General features: G+C 70.1%; 14 protein-coding genes. 6 read left to right on the forward strand and 8 right to left on the reverse strand.

Annotated features, from left to right (window positions below; genetic code table 11):
- Nucleotides 1–25 precede the first annotated feature (25 nt).
- Nucleotides 26–1,738, forward strand: coding sequence for a GGDEF domain-containing protein (locus tag FG385_RS23010; protein ID WP_139098850.1), 1,713 nt, complete (start codon nucleotides 26–28; stop codon nucleotides 1,736–1,738).
- Between the two features lie 80 nt (nucleotides 1,739–1,818).
- Here the strand turns inward: FG385_RS23010 and FG385_RS23015 are convergent, their stop codons facing one another.
- From FG385_RS23015 to FG385_RS23050, 8 genes are all read right to left on the reverse strand, one after another.
- Nucleotides 1,819–2,325 (reverse strand): snapalysin family zinc-dependent metalloprotease, encoded by a 507-nt coding sequence (locus FG385_RS23015; RefSeq protein WP_139098916.1) that lies wholly within the window; start codon nucleotides 2,323–2,325, stop codon nucleotides 1,819–1,821.
- A 142-nt stretch (nucleotides 2,326–2,467) separates the two neighbouring features.
- Nucleotides 2,468–2,851, reverse strand: a complete 384-nt coding sequence (locus FG385_RS23020; RefSeq protein ID WP_139098851.1) for a metal-sulfur cluster assembly factor — start codon at nucleotides 2,849–2,851, stop codon at nucleotides 2,468–2,470.
- Complete coding sequence (sufU, locus tag FG385_RS23025) at nucleotides 2,848–3,288, reverse strand: Fe-S cluster assembly sulfur transfer protein SufU (RefSeq protein WP_139098852.1); 441 nt, start codon at nucleotides 3,286–3,288, stop codon at nucleotides 2,848–2,850. Before sufU ends, FG385_RS23020 begins: the two co-directional genes overlap by 4 nt.
- Nucleotides 3,288–4,571 (reverse strand): cysteine desulfurase, encoded by a 1,284-nt coding sequence (locus FG385_RS23030; RefSeq protein WP_139098853.1) that lies wholly within the window; start codon nucleotides 4,569–4,571, stop codon nucleotides 3,288–3,290. The genes sufU and FG385_RS23030 overlap by 1 nt, the downstream gene beginning before the upstream one ends.
- A gap of 37 nt (nucleotides 4,572–4,608) precedes the next feature.
- Nucleotides 4,609–5,379, reverse strand: coding sequence for a Fe-S cluster assembly ATPase SufC (gene sufC, locus FG385_RS23035; protein WP_139098854.1), 771 nt, complete (start codon nucleotides 5,377–5,379; stop codon nucleotides 4,609–4,611).
- Nucleotides 5,380–5,407: 28 nt separating this feature from the next.
- Entirely contained in the window at nucleotides 5,408–6,574 is a 1,167-nt protein-coding gene (gene sufD, locus FG385_RS23040) for a Fe-S cluster assembly protein SufD (protein WP_139098855.1), read from the reverse strand.
- Nucleotides 6,574–8,022: a Fe-S cluster assembly protein SufB gene (gene sufB / locus FG385_RS23045; protein WP_139098856.1), complete on the reverse strand. Its 1,449-nt coding sequence runs from the start codon at nucleotides 8,020–8,022 to the stop codon at nucleotides 6,574–6,576. The genes sufD and sufB overlap by 1 nt, the downstream gene beginning before the upstream one ends.
- A complete protein-coding gene (locus tag FG385_RS23050) occupies nucleotides 8,019–8,723 on the reverse strand; it encodes a helix-turn-helix transcriptional regulator (protein ID WP_235022748.1) in 705 nt (234 codons plus the stop codon). Before FG385_RS23050 ends, sufB begins: the two co-directional genes overlap by 4 nt.
- Before the next feature lie 219 nt (nucleotides 8,724–8,942).
- Here FG385_RS23050 and mptB point away from each other — a divergent pair, with 219 nt between their 5' ends.
- The 5 genes from mptB (at nucleotide 8,943) to FG385_RS23075 (ending at nucleotide 14,386) form a co-directional block, all read left to right on the forward strand.
- Entirely contained in the window at nucleotides 8,943–10,550 is a 1,608-nt protein-coding gene (gene mptB / locus FG385_RS23055; RefSeq protein WP_200834617.1) for a polyprenol phosphomannose-dependent alpha 1,6 mannosyltransferase MptB, read from the forward strand.
- Nucleotides 10,551–10,574: 24 nt separating this feature from the next.
- Nucleotides 10,575–11,501, forward strand: coding sequence for an ABC transporter ATP-binding protein (locus FG385_RS23060; RefSeq protein WP_139098858.1), 927 nt, complete (start codon nucleotides 10,575–10,577; stop codon nucleotides 11,499–11,501).
- The gene (locus FG385_RS23065; RefSeq protein WP_139098859.1) at nucleotides 11,498–12,283 is read left to right on the forward strand and encodes an ABC transporter permease; all 786 of its coding nucleotides are present in this window, start codon (nucleotides 11,498–11,500) and stop codon (nucleotides 12,281–12,283) included. The genes FG385_RS23060 and FG385_RS23065 overlap by 4 nt, the downstream gene beginning before the upstream one ends.
- A gap of 55 nt (nucleotides 12,284–12,338) precedes the next feature.
- Nucleotides 12,339–13,313 (forward strand): COX15/CtaA family protein, encoded by a 975-nt coding sequence (locus tag FG385_RS23070; RefSeq protein WP_139098860.1) that lies wholly within the window; start codon nucleotides 12,339–12,341, stop codon nucleotides 13,311–13,313.
- A gap of 140 nt (nucleotides 13,314–13,453) precedes the next feature.
- Nucleotides 13,454–14,386, forward strand: coding sequence for an acyl-CoA desaturase (locus FG385_RS23075; protein WP_139098861.1), 933 nt, complete (start codon nucleotides 13,454–13,456; stop codon nucleotides 14,384–14,386).
- Nucleotides 14,387–14,503 lie beyond the last annotated feature (117 nt).

The raw sequence follows: 14,503 nt of genomic DNA on the forward strand, positions 1-14,503 counted from the left end.
CCTCTGACCGGCGAGTATCAGGTCCGTGCGCGCATCCCCGAATGCGGTCCGGTTCGCCTTCCAGCCGTTGTACAGCCTCCACACCGGCGGCATCGTCGCGCTCGAAGCCCTGGCTCGCCCCGGGAAGGGCTCGGTGCACGAGTTGCTCGACCGCGCCCATCGCGAGCACCGGCTCGCCGAGGTCGACATCGCGCTCGCCGCCGAGGCCGTGCGCGCCGAAGCCGAGCAGGAGACCCTCCTCCCGCTGCATCTCAACCTCACCGCGCCCACCGCGGCCGCCCCCGAGGCGGCGTTCGACCCGCTGCTCGACGCACTCGCCCAGGTCCGGCGCCGCCCGCGCGAGGTGATCCTCGAGATCGGCCCGCCCTTCGCCCAGGTCTGGCCCGAACAGTTGCTCGCCGGGCTGCACCGGCTCGGCGAACTCGGCTTCCGCCTCGCCCTCGACGGGCTCGGCCGGGCCGACCTGCCGTTCGCGCTGCTGGCCGCCGCGCCGGTCGACGTGCTCAAGCTCGACCGCAGCGTGCTGCGCGGCCTGCCGCAGGACGCGGCGTCGGTCGCCGTCGTGGAGTCGCTGCTGCACTACACCTCCCGCACCAGCACGCGGCTCGTCGCGACCGGCGTCGAGACCGAGGCCCAGCTGACCGCCGTCCGCACACTGGGGGTTCGGATCGCGCAGGGCAACCTGTTCGCTCCGGCCGCCGATGGCGTCAACTGGTCTCATCTGCTCACCCCTGCCACCCCGGAACCGGATCCGCGAGTCGGGCCGGGGCCGCTGAGCGCGCCACGCGTGCGCGAGTTCATGCGCCCGGCGTGCACCCTGCCTGACATGGCCACGTGCGACGACGTGCGCACCGCGCTCGCGGCGGCCGACGAGCCGACCGGCGTCATCGGCATCGACGAGCTCGGCCGTCCACAGTGGTCGGTCGACCGGTCGCGGTTCCTGGTCACGGTCACCGGCCCGTACGGGCACGCGCTGCACGCCAGGCGCCCGGCCGCCCGGCTGGCGGACACCCCGCATGTGATCAGTGCCGACGCCGGCGCGCTGGAACTGCTCGAACTGGTCACCGACGCCGACTGGAGCCGCACGGGTGACGACGTCGTGGTGGTCGACGCGCGTGGGCGGTGCCTTGGCGTGGTGCTGGTGACCGAGGTCGTACGCGGGGTCGCCGAGGCGAAGGTCGAAGCGGCGGCGGCGCTCAACCCGCTCACCCGGCTGCCGGGCAGCGAGACCGTGGCCCGCGACATCGACCGCCGGATCGCCTGCCGCGAGCCGTTCGTGACGGCCTGGCTCGACGTGGACTCGTTCAAGGCGGTCAACGACAACGCCGGGTTCGCGGCGGGCGACGACCTGATCCGCGCGCTCGGCCGCACGCTCACCGATCTCGCGGCGCGGCTGCGCCGGATGACGGTCAGCCACGTCGGCGGCGACGATTTCCTCATCACCTGCGACGTCGACGAGATCGGCACGGTCGCCGGGGCGCTGCTGGACACCCCGTGGTCGGCCGACGGCATGCCGGTCACCGTGTCCCTCGCGACGCTCGTCTGCGCCACGTCCACGATCTCGTCGTACCGTGAGGCCTCGCACCGCCTGGCGCCGTTGAAGAAGCGGGCGAAGGCGGTGCCCGGGTCCAGCTGGGTGCTGGGCCGCCCGGACACCGACCGCATCGAGATCCTCCGCGGCCGCCGCCCCGTCCCGGAACAGCGCCCCGCCCCCCACCCCCTGGACCAACCCGCCTAACCGCGCCGAGTTCGACGTTCGCGACGCCGAGTTCGACGTTCAGGACGCCGAGTTCGACGTTCGCGACGGTGAGATCGGCTTTAGCCCACCACCTTTTCCGGTTTCGCCGGTGTGAAGCCGTTCGCCCAGTTCTGCTGGACCTGCGCCGCCTCCGCGGCGTCCGGGACCGCGTTGGTGCAGGACGTTCCGGGGCCGTGGCCGGACATGATCTCCGAGCACGGGCCCGAGTAGTCGTCGGACAGCCCGAGGTTGTGCCCCAGCTCGTGCGCCGCGATCCTGGTCGGCGCGAACCCTTCGGCGACCTGTTGCCGGTCGAGGTAGATCTGCCCGTGCCCGTGACCGTCGGTGCTGGTGTAGGAACCCTGGCCGTCGTCGGTCTCGTGGAACACGATCGTCGCCGAGCCGCCTTCGACCAGCCGGATGTCGGTCACCGCGGCGTTCCAGTTCGCCGCCGCCTGGTCGATCTGCGTGACGTAGTCCGGTGCCCCGGCCGAGCTGTAGTACAGCGTCGTGACCCCGGCCGCGCTCGCGTTCGGCGCGAGCTGGACACCGGCCAGAAGCGCCACTCCCAGTGCCCCACCGACCATTCGCCTGCTAAGCACGACCTCCGCCTCCTTGCGGTCAGTTATTAACCAGCAAGAACGCTAGACGTGGCGGCCTACCTTCAGTACCCACGAAAGTACTGAGCCCACGTATAGGTCATTATACACCCGCCCTCGGGGCGGGCGTTCAGAGGGTGAAGCCCAGGGCGCGAAGTTGCTCGCGGCCGTCGTCGGTGATCTTGTCCGGGCCCCACGGCGGCATCCACACCCAGTTGATGTGGAAGTCCTTGACCACGTTGGCGTTCCCGACGAGCACCGAGGCCGTCTGGTCCTCGATCACGTCGGTCAGCGGGCAGGCCGCCGACGTCAGGGTCATGTCCAGCGTCGCGGTGTTGTCCGGCTCGACGCGGATGTCGTAGACAAGCCCGAGGTCGACCACGTTGATGCCGAGTTCCGGGTCGACCACGTCACGCATGGCTTCTTCGATGTCCTCGACCTTCGCCACGTCGGCGGGCACCTCTTGCTCCGGCAGGTCGGCGGCGGCGCGACCCTCGCGGGTGTCCTCGGTCATACCGTTCCCTCCGTCTTGACGAGCGCCTCCTTGAAAGCCATCCATCCCAGCAGAGCACACTTCACGCGCGCCGGGTACTTGGCCACCCCCGCGAACGCGATGCCGTCCTCCAGCACGTCCTCGTCCGGCTCGACCTGGCCACGCCCCTGCATCAACTCGACGAAGGTGTCCATCGTCTTGAGCGCCTCCCCCACCGGCCGCCCGACGACCAGGTCGGTCAGCACCGAGACCGAGGCCTGGCTGATCGAACAGCCCTGCCCCTCGTAGGAGACGTCCTCGACGGTCTCGCCGTCGAGCTTGACCCTCAGCGTCACCTCGTCACCGCAGGTCGGGTTGACCTGGAACGACTCGGCGTCGAACGGCTCCCGCAGGCCGCGGCCGTGCGGGTGCTTGTAGTGGTCCAGGATGATGTCCTGGTACATCGACTCCAGGTTCATCAGGCGACTCCAAAGAAGCGCTGCGCCTCACGCACGCCCTCGACGAGTGCGTCCACTTCGGACAGATCGTTGTACAGGTAGAACGTGGCGCGCACGGTCGCCGGCACCTTGCACAGCCGGTGCAGCGGCCACGCGCAGTGGTGCCCGACGCGCACCGCGATGCCCAGGCTGTCGAGCACCTGGCCCGCGTCGTGCGGGTGCACCCCGTCGATGACGAACGCGATGGTGGCACCGCGGTCCTTCGTGTCGGACGGGCCGATCAGGCGCACACCCTCGATCTTCGACAGCCCGGCGATCGCGGCCCCGGCGAGCATGTGCTCGTGCTCGGCGATCTTGTCCATGCCGATCGCGGTGAGGTAGTCCACCGCCGCGCCCAGGCCCACCGCCTGCGAGGTCATCGGTACCCCGGCCTCGAACTTCTGCGGCGGCGGCGCGAACGTGGTGCGCTCGAGCGTGACCAGCTCGATCATCGACCCGCCGGTCAGGAACGGCGGCATGGCTTCCAGGAGCTCCCGGCGTCCATAAAGGACACCGATGCCGGACGGGGCCAGCATCTTGTGCCCGGAGAACACCGCGAAGTCCACCCCGAGGGCGTGGAAGTTCACCGGGAAATGCGGCACCGACTGGCACGCGTCCAGCACGGTCAGCGCGCCGACCTCCTTGGCCCGCCGCACGATCGGCTCGACCGGGTTGATAGTGCCGAGCACGTTCGACTGGTGCACGACCGCGACCACCTTGGTGCGCTCGTTCACCAGTTCGTCCAGATCGGACAGATCGAGGCGGAAGTCGTCGGTCAGCTCGAACCACCGCAGCGTCGCCCCGGTGCGCTGGCACAGCTGCTGCCACGGCACGAGGTTCGCGTGGTGCTCCATCGCGGTGATGACGATCTCGTCGCCCGGGCCCACGACGAACCGCGAGGCCTCCGGGCCCGAGGTGGCCGCGTTGCTCATCGCGTACGCGACTAGGTTGATGCCCTCGGTGGCGTTCTTGGTGAACACCAGCTCCGCCGGGTCGGCGCCGACGAACTCGGCCGTGCGCGCCCTGGCGTACTCGTAGGCGTCGGTGGCCTCCTCGGCCAGCTGGTGCGCCCCGCGGTGAACGGCCGCGTTGGAGGTCTCCAGGAACTTCCGCTCCGCGTCGAGGACCTGCCTCGGCCGTTGCGAAGTGGCGCCGGAGTCCAGGTACACCAAGGGTTTCCCGTCGCGCACTGTGCGCGACAGGATGGGGAAGTCGGCGCGCACGGCGGCGACGTCCAAAGGCGTGTTGGCCGTTGTGGTGGTCACGCGCCAACTCCTTTCTCGGTGTCAGTTCGGGCGAAGGTCAGACGGAGGCGGGCTCGGCCTTGCCCGCGTACTTGACGTAGCCGTTCTCCTCCAGCTCGTCAGCCAGTTCCTTGCCGCCGGACTCCACGATCCGGCCGTCGGCGAAGACGTGCACGAAGTCCGGGGTGATGTGGCGCAGGATCCGGGTGTAGTGGGTGATCAGCATGACGCCGACCTCGCCCGAGGCCTTGTAGTCGTTGACGCCTTCCGACACGACGCGCAGCGCGTCGACGTCGAGGCCCGAGTCGGTCTCGTCCAGGATCGCGATCTTCGGCTTGAGCAGCGCCAGCTGCAGGATCTCGTGACGCTTCTTCTCGCCGCCGGAGAAGCCCTCGTTCACGCTGCGCTCGGCGAACTCGGCCGAGATCTCCAGCTTGGCCATCTCGTCCTTGACTTCCTTGACCCAGTGCCGCACCTTCGGCGCCTCACCGCGTACCGCGGTCGCCGCGGTACGCAGGAAGTTCGACATGGACACGCCGGGCACCTCGACCGGGTACTGCATCGCCAGGAACAGCCCGGCCCGCGCGCGCTCGTCGACGGTCATGTCGAGCACGCTCTCGCCGTCCAGCAGCACCTCACCCGAGGTCACCTCGTACTTGGGGTGCCCGGCGATCGCGTACGACAGCGTCGATTTGCCCGAACCGTTGGGGCCCATGATCGCGTGGGTCTCGCCGGAGCGAATCGTCAGGTTGACGCCCTTGAGGATCTCCTTCGCACCTTCGTCGGTCGTGACGCCGGCGCGCAGATCCTTGATTTCCAGTGTGGCCATGAGGTTTCTTTCGTCCTTCTCGGAAAAGTCAGGCGCCGACGGCCTGGAGTTCGGTCTCGATCGCTCCCTGGAGGCGCTCGCGCACCTCCGGGATGTCGATCTTCATCAGGATCTCGTGGAAGAACCCGCGGACCACCAGCCGGCGCGCGGACTCCTCCTCGATCCCGCGCGACTGCAGGTAGAACAACTGTTCGTCGTCGAATCTTCCCGTGGCGCTCGCGTGCCCCGCGCCGAGGATCTCGCCGGTTTCGATCTCCAGGTTCGGCACCGAATCGGCCCGGGCGCCCCCGGTGAGTACCAGGTTCCGGTTGAGCTCGTAGGTGTCGGTGCCCTCGGCCTCGGCGCGGATCAGCACGTCGCCGATCCACACCGCGTGCGCCCCGTCGCCCTGCAGCGCGCCCTTGTACATCACGCGGGACTTGCAGTTGGGCACCGCGTGATCGACGAACAGCCGGTGCTCCTGGTGCTGCCCCGCGTCGGCGAAGTACAGGCCCAGCATCTCCACGTCCCCGCCCCTGTCCGCGAAGGTCGCGGTCGGCGAGATGCGCACGAGATCGCCGCCGAGGGTGACCACGATGTGCTTGAGCGTCGCGTCCTTGCCCAGCTTGAGATGCTGCTCGGACACGTGCACCGCGTCGTCGGCCCAGTCCTGGACGCTGACCACGGTGAGCTTCGCGCCCTCGCCGATGACGAACTCGACGTTGTCCGCGTACGCGCCGGAACCGACGTGGTCCAGCACGATCGCCGCCTCGGCGTACGCCTCCGCGCGCACCTGCACGTGCCCGTACGCGACGTTGCCTTCGCCGGGGCCGGTCAGCCGGACGACCGACGGCTTCGACGCGCGCGCTTCCTTCGGCACCGTCAGGACCGTGGCGGACGTGAACGACGAGTACGCCTGCGCGGCGATCCGGTCGCTGGGCTCGCCGGCCTGCCCGAGGCGGGCGTCCTCGCGGCCGACGGTCTCGACGCGCACCTCGGGCGCGGCGTCGGCGTCGACCTTGATCTCGCCACTGGCCACGGCGGTGCCGTCGTGCAGGCCGCGCAGCCGCTTCATCGGGGTGAACCGCCAGTTCTCCTCGCGGCCGCCGGGGACCTCGAAGGCCTCGACGTCGTACCCGGTGAAACGCTCGGCCCGGGAGGTAGCCGGGACGACCACCTCCGCGGCCTCAGCGACGTTGTTCTGCGCCACCGTCATCAGCCGACGGCTCCTTCCATCTGCAGTTCGATCAGGCGGTTGAGCTCGAGCGCGTACTCCATCGGCAGCTCACGCGCGATCGGCTCGACGAACCCGCGCACCACCATCGCCATCGCCTCGTCCTCGGTGAGGCCGCGCGACATCAGGTAGAACAGCTGGTCCTCGCTCACCTTCGACACCGTCGCCTCGTGTCCCATCGACACGTCGTCGTTGCGGATGTCGACGTACGGGTACGTGTCCGAGCGCGAGATGTTGTCCACCAGCAGCGCGTCGCACTTCACCGTCGAACGCGAGTGGTGCGCCCGCTTGGCGACCTTGACCAGGCCGCGGTAGGAGGTGCGGCCGCCGCCGCGCGCCACCGACTTCGACACGATCGTCGAGGACGTGTGCGGCGCGAGGTGCTCCATCTTCGCGCCGGCGTCCTGGTGCTGGCCCTCACCCGCGAACGCGACCGAGAGCACCTCGCCCTTGGCGTGCTCGCCCATCAGGAAGACCGACGGGTACTTCATCGTCACCTTGGAGCCGATGTTGCCGTCGACCCATTCCATCGTCGCGCCCTCTTCGCACTTGGCGCGCTTGGTGACCAGGTTGTAGACGTTGTTCGACCAGTTCTGGATCGTCGTGTAGCGGCAGCGGCCGCCCTTCTTCACGATGATCTCGACGACCGCCGAGTGCAGCGAGTCGGATTTGTAGATCGGCGCGGTGCAGCCCTCGACGTAGTGCACGTACGCGCCCTCGTCGACGATGATCAGCGTCCGCTCGAACTGGCCCATGTTCTCGGTGTTGATCCGGAAGTAGGCCTGCAGCGGGATGTCCACGTGCACGCCCGGCGGCACGTAGATGAACGAACCGCCCGACCAGACCGAGGTGTTGAGCGCGGAGAACTTGTTGTCCCCGGCGGGGATCACCGAGCCGAAGTGCTCGCGGAAGAGCTCCGGGTGCTCCCGCAGGCCGGTGTCGGTGTCCAGGAACAGCACGCCCTGTGCCTCGAGGTCGTCGCGGATCTTGTGGTACACGACCTCGGACTCGTACTGGGCCGCGACGCCGGCGATGAGGCGCTGCTTCTCCGCCTCCGGGATGCCGAGCCTGTCGTAGGTGGTCTTGATGTCCTCCGGCAGGTCGTCCCAGCTCTCGGCCTGCTTCTCGGTCGAGCGGACGAAGTACTTGATGTTGTCGAAGTCGATGCCCGACAGATCGGCGCCCCAGCTCGGCATCGGCTTGCGCTCGAAGAGCTTCAGCGCCTTCAGTCGCGCGTCGCGCATCCACTCCGGCTCGGACTTCTTCGCGGAGATGTCGGTGACGACGTCCTCGTTCAGCCCGCGCCGGGCGCTCGCGCCGGCTTCGTCGGAGTCCGACCAGCCGAAGGCGTACTTGCCCAGCGACTCGATCGTCTCTTCCTGGCTCAGTGGCGCGGTGGCGGGATTGCGCTGCTCGGCAGCGGCAGTCATGCGCTTCCTCCATCCGGAGTTCGTGCTCGGTATCCCCGCGGATCCTCCACGGGGACGTGTGTCGTGCACACGGAGTCACCGTGTGCGATGGTCGCCAGCCGCTGCACGTGGGTGCCCAGCAGCTTGGCGAACGCTTCGGTCTCCGCTTCGCACAGCTGCGGGAACTCAGCTGCGACATGGGCGACCGGGCAGTGGTGCTGGCACAGTTGCTCGCCGCTGCCGACCTGGCGGGTCGACGCAGCGTAACCCTCCCTGGTCAGCGCCGCAGCCAGGGCCTCGGCACGCTGGGCGGGCTCGCCCGATGCGGTCACCGCGGCCTCGTGCGGACCGACCAGCGACGCGACCCGGCGCTGCGCGAACGCGCGAACCGCGTCCTCGCCCGCGTGCTCGGCGAGGAACCGGATCGCGGACACGGCGAGGTCGTCGTAGGCGTGCCCGAACCGGGCCCGTCCCGCTTCGGTGAGCAGGAAGAGCTTGGCCGGCCGGCCGCGCCCTCGCGGGCCCCGCCTTGGCGCGTCCCTCGTCTCGGCCTCGCCGTCGGCCAGCATGGCGTCGAGGTGACGCCGCACCGCCGTCGGGCTGATGCCCAGCCGGTCGGCGACCACCACCGCGGTCACCGGACCCTCCTCCAGCAGCAACCGGGCCAGCTCATGCCTGGTCCGGCCCTCCGGAGACAAGGCGGTCAGCCCCTGGACGGGCACGACGCCACCCGGAGCGGTGGGCTCCTGAGGCGCGTCGCTGTTTTTCACAACATTAGTGTGTCGTATTTCCCGCCAGGAGGCAAAGGCGCCGCGCCGCGCCGTGACCTGCGTCACGTCCGCCGCCTTTCACAAGTGGCATTTCCCAGCGCCAGTACCGCCAGCCCCTCACCCACCACCACCCTCAACGGTGCCGCTTCGCGGCGCGGATATTCTCTGAACGTGGTAGTTGGCGAGCCGGACACCGGGCAGCGGTCTGCCGCGTCCCCGATCCGGCAGCCGGAGACCGCGCCCCTGGAAGCCGACGAACTGCGGGCACTGCACGTGACCCGCCGGTTCGGCACCGTCGGCGCGCTCTTCCTCGCGCTCGGCTCGCTCGGCGCCGGCGCGGCCCCCGTGCTCAACCCGGTGCAGGACATCGCGGTGCTGCGGCTGTTCGCCCGCATCCCGACCGTCTCGCTCGCCATCGCCTTCATCGGGATGGGCATGCTGGTCATCGCCTGGCTCATGCTCGGGCGCTTCGCGCGGCCCGGCCGCGCCCGGCTGGTGTCCCGCGCCCAGCTCACCCGCACGCTCATCATGTGGGTGACGCCGCTGATGTTCATCCCGCCGCTGTTCTCCCGCGACGTCTACAGCTACCTCGCCCAGAGCGAGATCGTGCACCGCGGGATGGACCCGTACTCGCTCGGCCCGGCGCAGGCACTCGGCGTCGGCGACCCGCTGACCAGCGGCGTGTCGAACATGTGGCGCGAGACGCCGGCGCCCTACGGGCCGCTGTTCCTCAAGCTCGGCAGCGTCATCTCGTCGCTGGTCGGCGAGAACGTGGTCGCCGGGGTGATGCTGCAGCGCGCGCTGGAACTGGTGGGCGTGGTGCTGATCATCTGGGCGCTGCCGCGGCTGGCCCGGCGGTTCGGGGTCGAGCCCGCGACCGCACTGTGGCTCGGCGCGGCCAACCCGCTGGTGCTGTTCCACCTGGTCGCGGGCGTGCACAACGAGGCGCTCGGCATCGGGCTCATGGTGGCCGGGCTGGAACTGGGCATCCGCCGGCTGCCGGTCCGCGTCGCCGGCGACAGCCCGCCCCCGCTGGCCCGCGGTGAACTGCCGTTCATCGTGCTCGGCACGGTGGTGATCACGCTCGGCGCCGCGATCAAGATCAACGCCATGATCGCGCTCGGGTTCTTCGGGGTGATGATCGCGCGGCGGTGGTATGGCCGCCTCTCCGACCTGCTCAAGGCCGCCGGGCTGCTGACCGGCGTGTTCGCCGTCGTCATGGTCGCGCTGTGCTACGGCACCGGGCTCGGCTTCGGCTGGGTCGGCGCGCTCGGCACGCCGGGCCTGGTGCGCAGCTGGATCTCCCCCACCGCGGAGCTGGCGAACCTCGGCGGGGTGCTCGGCATCGCGCTGGGGCTGGGCAACCACACCGACGCGCTCGTGTCGATCGTGCAGACGGCGGGCACGATCGTGGCCGGGCTGATCACGATGAAGTTCCTGTGGGACAGCTTCCGCTGGCGCTACCGGCCGATCATCGGGCTCGGCGTGTCCCTCGGCGCGTTCATGATGCTGCACGTGGCGATGCAACCGTGGTGGCTGCTGTGGGCGGTCATCCCGCTCGCCGCCGCCGCGGGCACCTCCCGGTTCCGGGTCGCGGCCACGATCGTCAGCGCGGTGCTGGCGTTTCTCGCCCCACCGCCGGGCAGCACCTTCGACGGGCGGACATTCGTCCCGCTTCAGGCCTATGCGGCCGGGATCGTGGTGATTCTCGTTGCCCTCCTGGTGGTCCGGCGCAGCGCACCGATGCTGCTGAAACGGGACACGGCGCCGGCGGCCTAGCGGAGAGTCGTAGGGTTTAACGTCGTGAGCACACCTGCGGTCGAGATCACCGGGCTGGTCAAACGCTACGGTGCGAAGACCGCCGTCGACGGCCTGGACCTGAAGATGGACCGCGGCCGCCTCCTCGCGCTCCTCGGGCCCAACGGCGCCGGCAAGACCACCACCGTCGAGATCTGCGAGGGCTTCCTGCGCCCGGACGCCGGAAGCGTCCGCGTGCTCGGTCTCGATCCCGCTCGTGACGGCGCCGCCCTGCGGCCCCGGATCGGCGTGATGCCGCAGGGCGGCGGGGCGTACCCGGCCGTGCGGGCCGGGGAAATGCTCGGGCTGGTTGCCGCGTGCGCCGCCGAACCGCTGGATCCGGCCTGGTTGCTGGACGTCCTCGGGCTCTCCGGCGTGCTGCGCACCCCGTTCAAACGGCTCTCCGGCGGGCAGCAGCAACGCCTCTCGCTCGCGTGCGCGCTCGTCGCCCGGCCGGAACTGGTGTTCCTCGACGAACCGACCGCGGGTATGGACCCGCAGGCGAGGCGGCTGGTGTGGGACCTGCTCGGTGCGCTGCGCGCCGACGGCGTGAGCGTCCTGCTGACCACACATCTGATGGAGGAGGCCGAGGTGCTCGCCGACGACGTGGTGATCGTCGACCACGGCAAGATCATCGCGGAGGGCACCCCGGCCGCGCTCACCGCCGAGGACGGCGAAGCCGCGCAACTGCGGTTCAAGGCGCGGCCCGGCCTCGACACCGAACTGCTGTCGGCCGCGCTGCCGGAGGGCTACAAGGTGCACGAGCCCCGCCCGGGCAGCTACCACGTGCTCGGCCGCGTCGATCCGCAGGTGGTGTCCACCGTGACGTCGTGGTGCGCGCAGCAGGGCGTGCTCGCCGAGGAACTGCACGTCGGCAAGCGGGACCTGGAAGAGGTCTTCCTCGAGCTGACCGGACGGGAGCTGCGCTCATGACGGCCTTCGCCCCGGGAACCTTCGCCCCCAAACCAGGTGCCGGGCGCAAGGGCCGGATGCTGCTGACGCACGCGAAGCTCGAGACGAACCTGACGCTGCGCAACGGCGAGCAGATCCTGCTGACCCTGCTGATCCCGCTCGTCCTGCTGATCGGGCTGACCCTGCTGGACATCCTGCCGACCGGCGATCTCGGCTCGGTGTCCAAAGTGGATTGGATCACGCCGCGGATCTTCGCGCTGGCGGTGATGTCCTCGGCGTTCACCGGGCAGGCGATCGCGCTCGGGTTCGACCGGCGTTACGGCGTGCTCAAGCGCCTGTCCGCGACCGCGCTCCCGCGCTGGCTGCTGGTCGCGGGCCGGATCGTCGCGGCGTTCGTCGTGGTGGTGGTGCAGGTCGTCATCCTCGGCGTCGTCGCCGCGATCATGGGCTGGTCCCCCTCCGGCGCCGGCATCGCCGAGGCCGTGGGCCTGCTCGTACTGGGCACGCTGAGTTTCGGCGCGCTGGGCGTGCTGCTCGGCGGTTCGCTGCGGGCCGAGGTGGTACTGGCGCTGGCCAACATCGTGTGGTTCGTGCTCCTGCTCGCGGGCGGCATCCTGCTCGCCCCGTCCACGCTGCCCGCCGGGGCCGCCGCGATCGTCGAACTGCTGCCGTCCGGCGCGCTCGCCGAAGGCCTGCGCCAGGCGCTGGTGCACGGCACCCTGGCCTGGGAACCGGTCGTCGTGCTGGTCGTATGGGGCCTGGCCGCGGGCGGCGTCGCGACGCGCACCACCCGGTTGGTCTGAGGACCGGCGGGCCCCGGTAGTCAAAGGACCAAAGTCCCGGGCCTATCCTCGGTCCGTGGTTCTGAACTCGCTCGTCGCCCGGTTGCCCTATCCTTCGCGCAGCGTGCAGAAGGCCGTAGGGATCGCCGCCATCGTCGCGCAGGCCGGGATCGGCGTCACCGGTTCGGTCGTGCGGGTCACCGGCTCCGGCCTCGGCTGCGCCACCTGGCCGGAGTGCCAGCCCGGCAGCATGGTGCCCGTCGCGCACGACGAACTGCACGGGCTGCACCAGTGGGTCGAGTTCAGCAACCGGATGCTGATCGGGCTCGTCATCCTCGTCTCCGTGATCGCGCTGATCACGGCCTGGCGCGTGCACCTCGACCGTCCCGGCAAGCGGCTTCTCGCGCTGGCCTGGACGCTGCCCAGCGGCGTCGTGCTGCAGGCGGTCGTCGGCGGGATGACCGTGCTCGCGAAGCTGGAGTGGTGGACCGTCGCGATCCACTTCCTCGTGTCCACCCCGCTGATCTGGCTGGCGGTCCTGCTGCTGCACGGGTTCCTCGAAGGTGACGGGCAGCCGCGCTGGCGCGTGCCGCCGATCGCCCGCACCTTGCTGGTCGTGCTCATCGTCGCTATGTGGGGGATCCTCATCGCCGGCACGACCGTCACCGGCGCGGGCCCCCACGGCGGCGACCCGAACACCCACCGCCTCGACGCCCCGATCGAGATGCTCGCCCGCGTCCACAGCGGGATTCTCGTGGTGTACCTGCTGGTGCTCGCCGTCATCGGGCTGACACTGCTGCGCGCGGGCGCGCCGAAACGGCTGTGGCGCCGGTACGGCCTGGTGTGGCTGGTCGCGGTCGCGCAGGGCATCCTCGGCGTCGTGCAGTACGCGCTGGGCGTTCCCGAGGCGCTCGTTTCGCTGCACGTCCTCGGCTCAGCGCTGGTGATCATCTCCACCGCCGCGCTATGGTGCGAGGCGCGTGACCGGGGCGCTTTCGTCTCGCACGAGAACTCCCAGGAACAGGCGGGAGAACTCACGGCTGCGGGTTGAGGCCACTCGACCACGAGAGGTCATCCCTGCGTAACGCCGCGGCGGCCCGCCCGCCAGAACCGGGCACTAGGCTCGGCACCACCAGAGGACGGATTGTCCGTTTTCCGCCCCCGGAACCGGAGTGAGGTCTTTAGCCCGCGATGAGTGCCACCGACATCCGCCCCGGCGCGAAGCCCCTGGTCTCCCACAGCCGGTCCACCGGCCAGATGATCGTGCTCAAGACGTTCCTGCTGGTCCCCTTCGTCGCGCTGGTCGCCGCGCTGCCGATCGCGTGGGGCTGGGGGCTGAACTGGATCGACCTGACGCTGGCCGCGGTGTTCTACGTGCTGGGCACGCTCGGGGTGACCGTCGGGTACCACCGCTACTTCACGCACGGCGCGTTCAAGGCGGCCCGGCCGCTGCGGGTGGCGCTCGCGATCGCCGGCAGCATGGCCGTGCAGGGCTCGGTGATCTTCTGGGTCGCGAGCCACCGCCGCCACCACGCGTTCGCCGACCGTGAGGGCGATCCGCATTCGCCGTGGCTGTTCGGCACCTCGCCGGTCGCGCTGCTGCGCGGGTTCTGGCATGCGCATATGGGCTGGATGTTCCGGCGGGAGGTCACCAACTACGACCGGTTCGCCCCGGATCTGGTCGCCGACGCCGACCTGCGCGTGGTCAACCGGTACTTCTGGCTGTGGATCACCCTCAGCCTGACCCTGCCCGCGGTGCTCGGCGGGCTGCTCAGCTGGTCGTGGTGGGGCGCGGTGACGGCGTTCTTCTGGGCCGGGCTGGTGCGCATCGCGTTCCTGCACCACGTGACCTGGTCGGTGAACTCGATCTGCCACATGATCGGCGACCGGCCCTTCGCCAGCCGCGACAAGGCGGCAAACTTCTGGCCGCTGGCCATCTTGTCGATGGGCGAGTCCTGGCACAACTCGCACCACGCCGACCCGACCTGCGCCCGGCACGGGGTGCTGCGCGGTCAGCTCGACGTGTCGGCGCGGGTGATCTGGTTCTTCGAGAAGGTGCGCTGGGCGCGGGACGTCCGCTGGCCCAAGCCGGACCGTCTCGCGGCCAAGCGCGTCAGCGCCTGAGCGCCGTATGGCCGATGGCGGAACGATGAGCTGTCGGCGCGGCCCGGTTGGCGCAGGACCCCGCTGACCGGCTGGCGCACCCGGAATGTCGAACTCGGCGTCCCGAACGTCGAACTC

The organism is Amycolatopsis alkalitolerans, assembly GCF_006152065.1.
Taxonomy (GTDB): domain Bacteria; phylum Actinomycetota; class Actinomycetes; order Mycobacteriales; family Pseudonocardiaceae; genus Amycolatopsis_E; species Amycolatopsis_E alkalitolerans.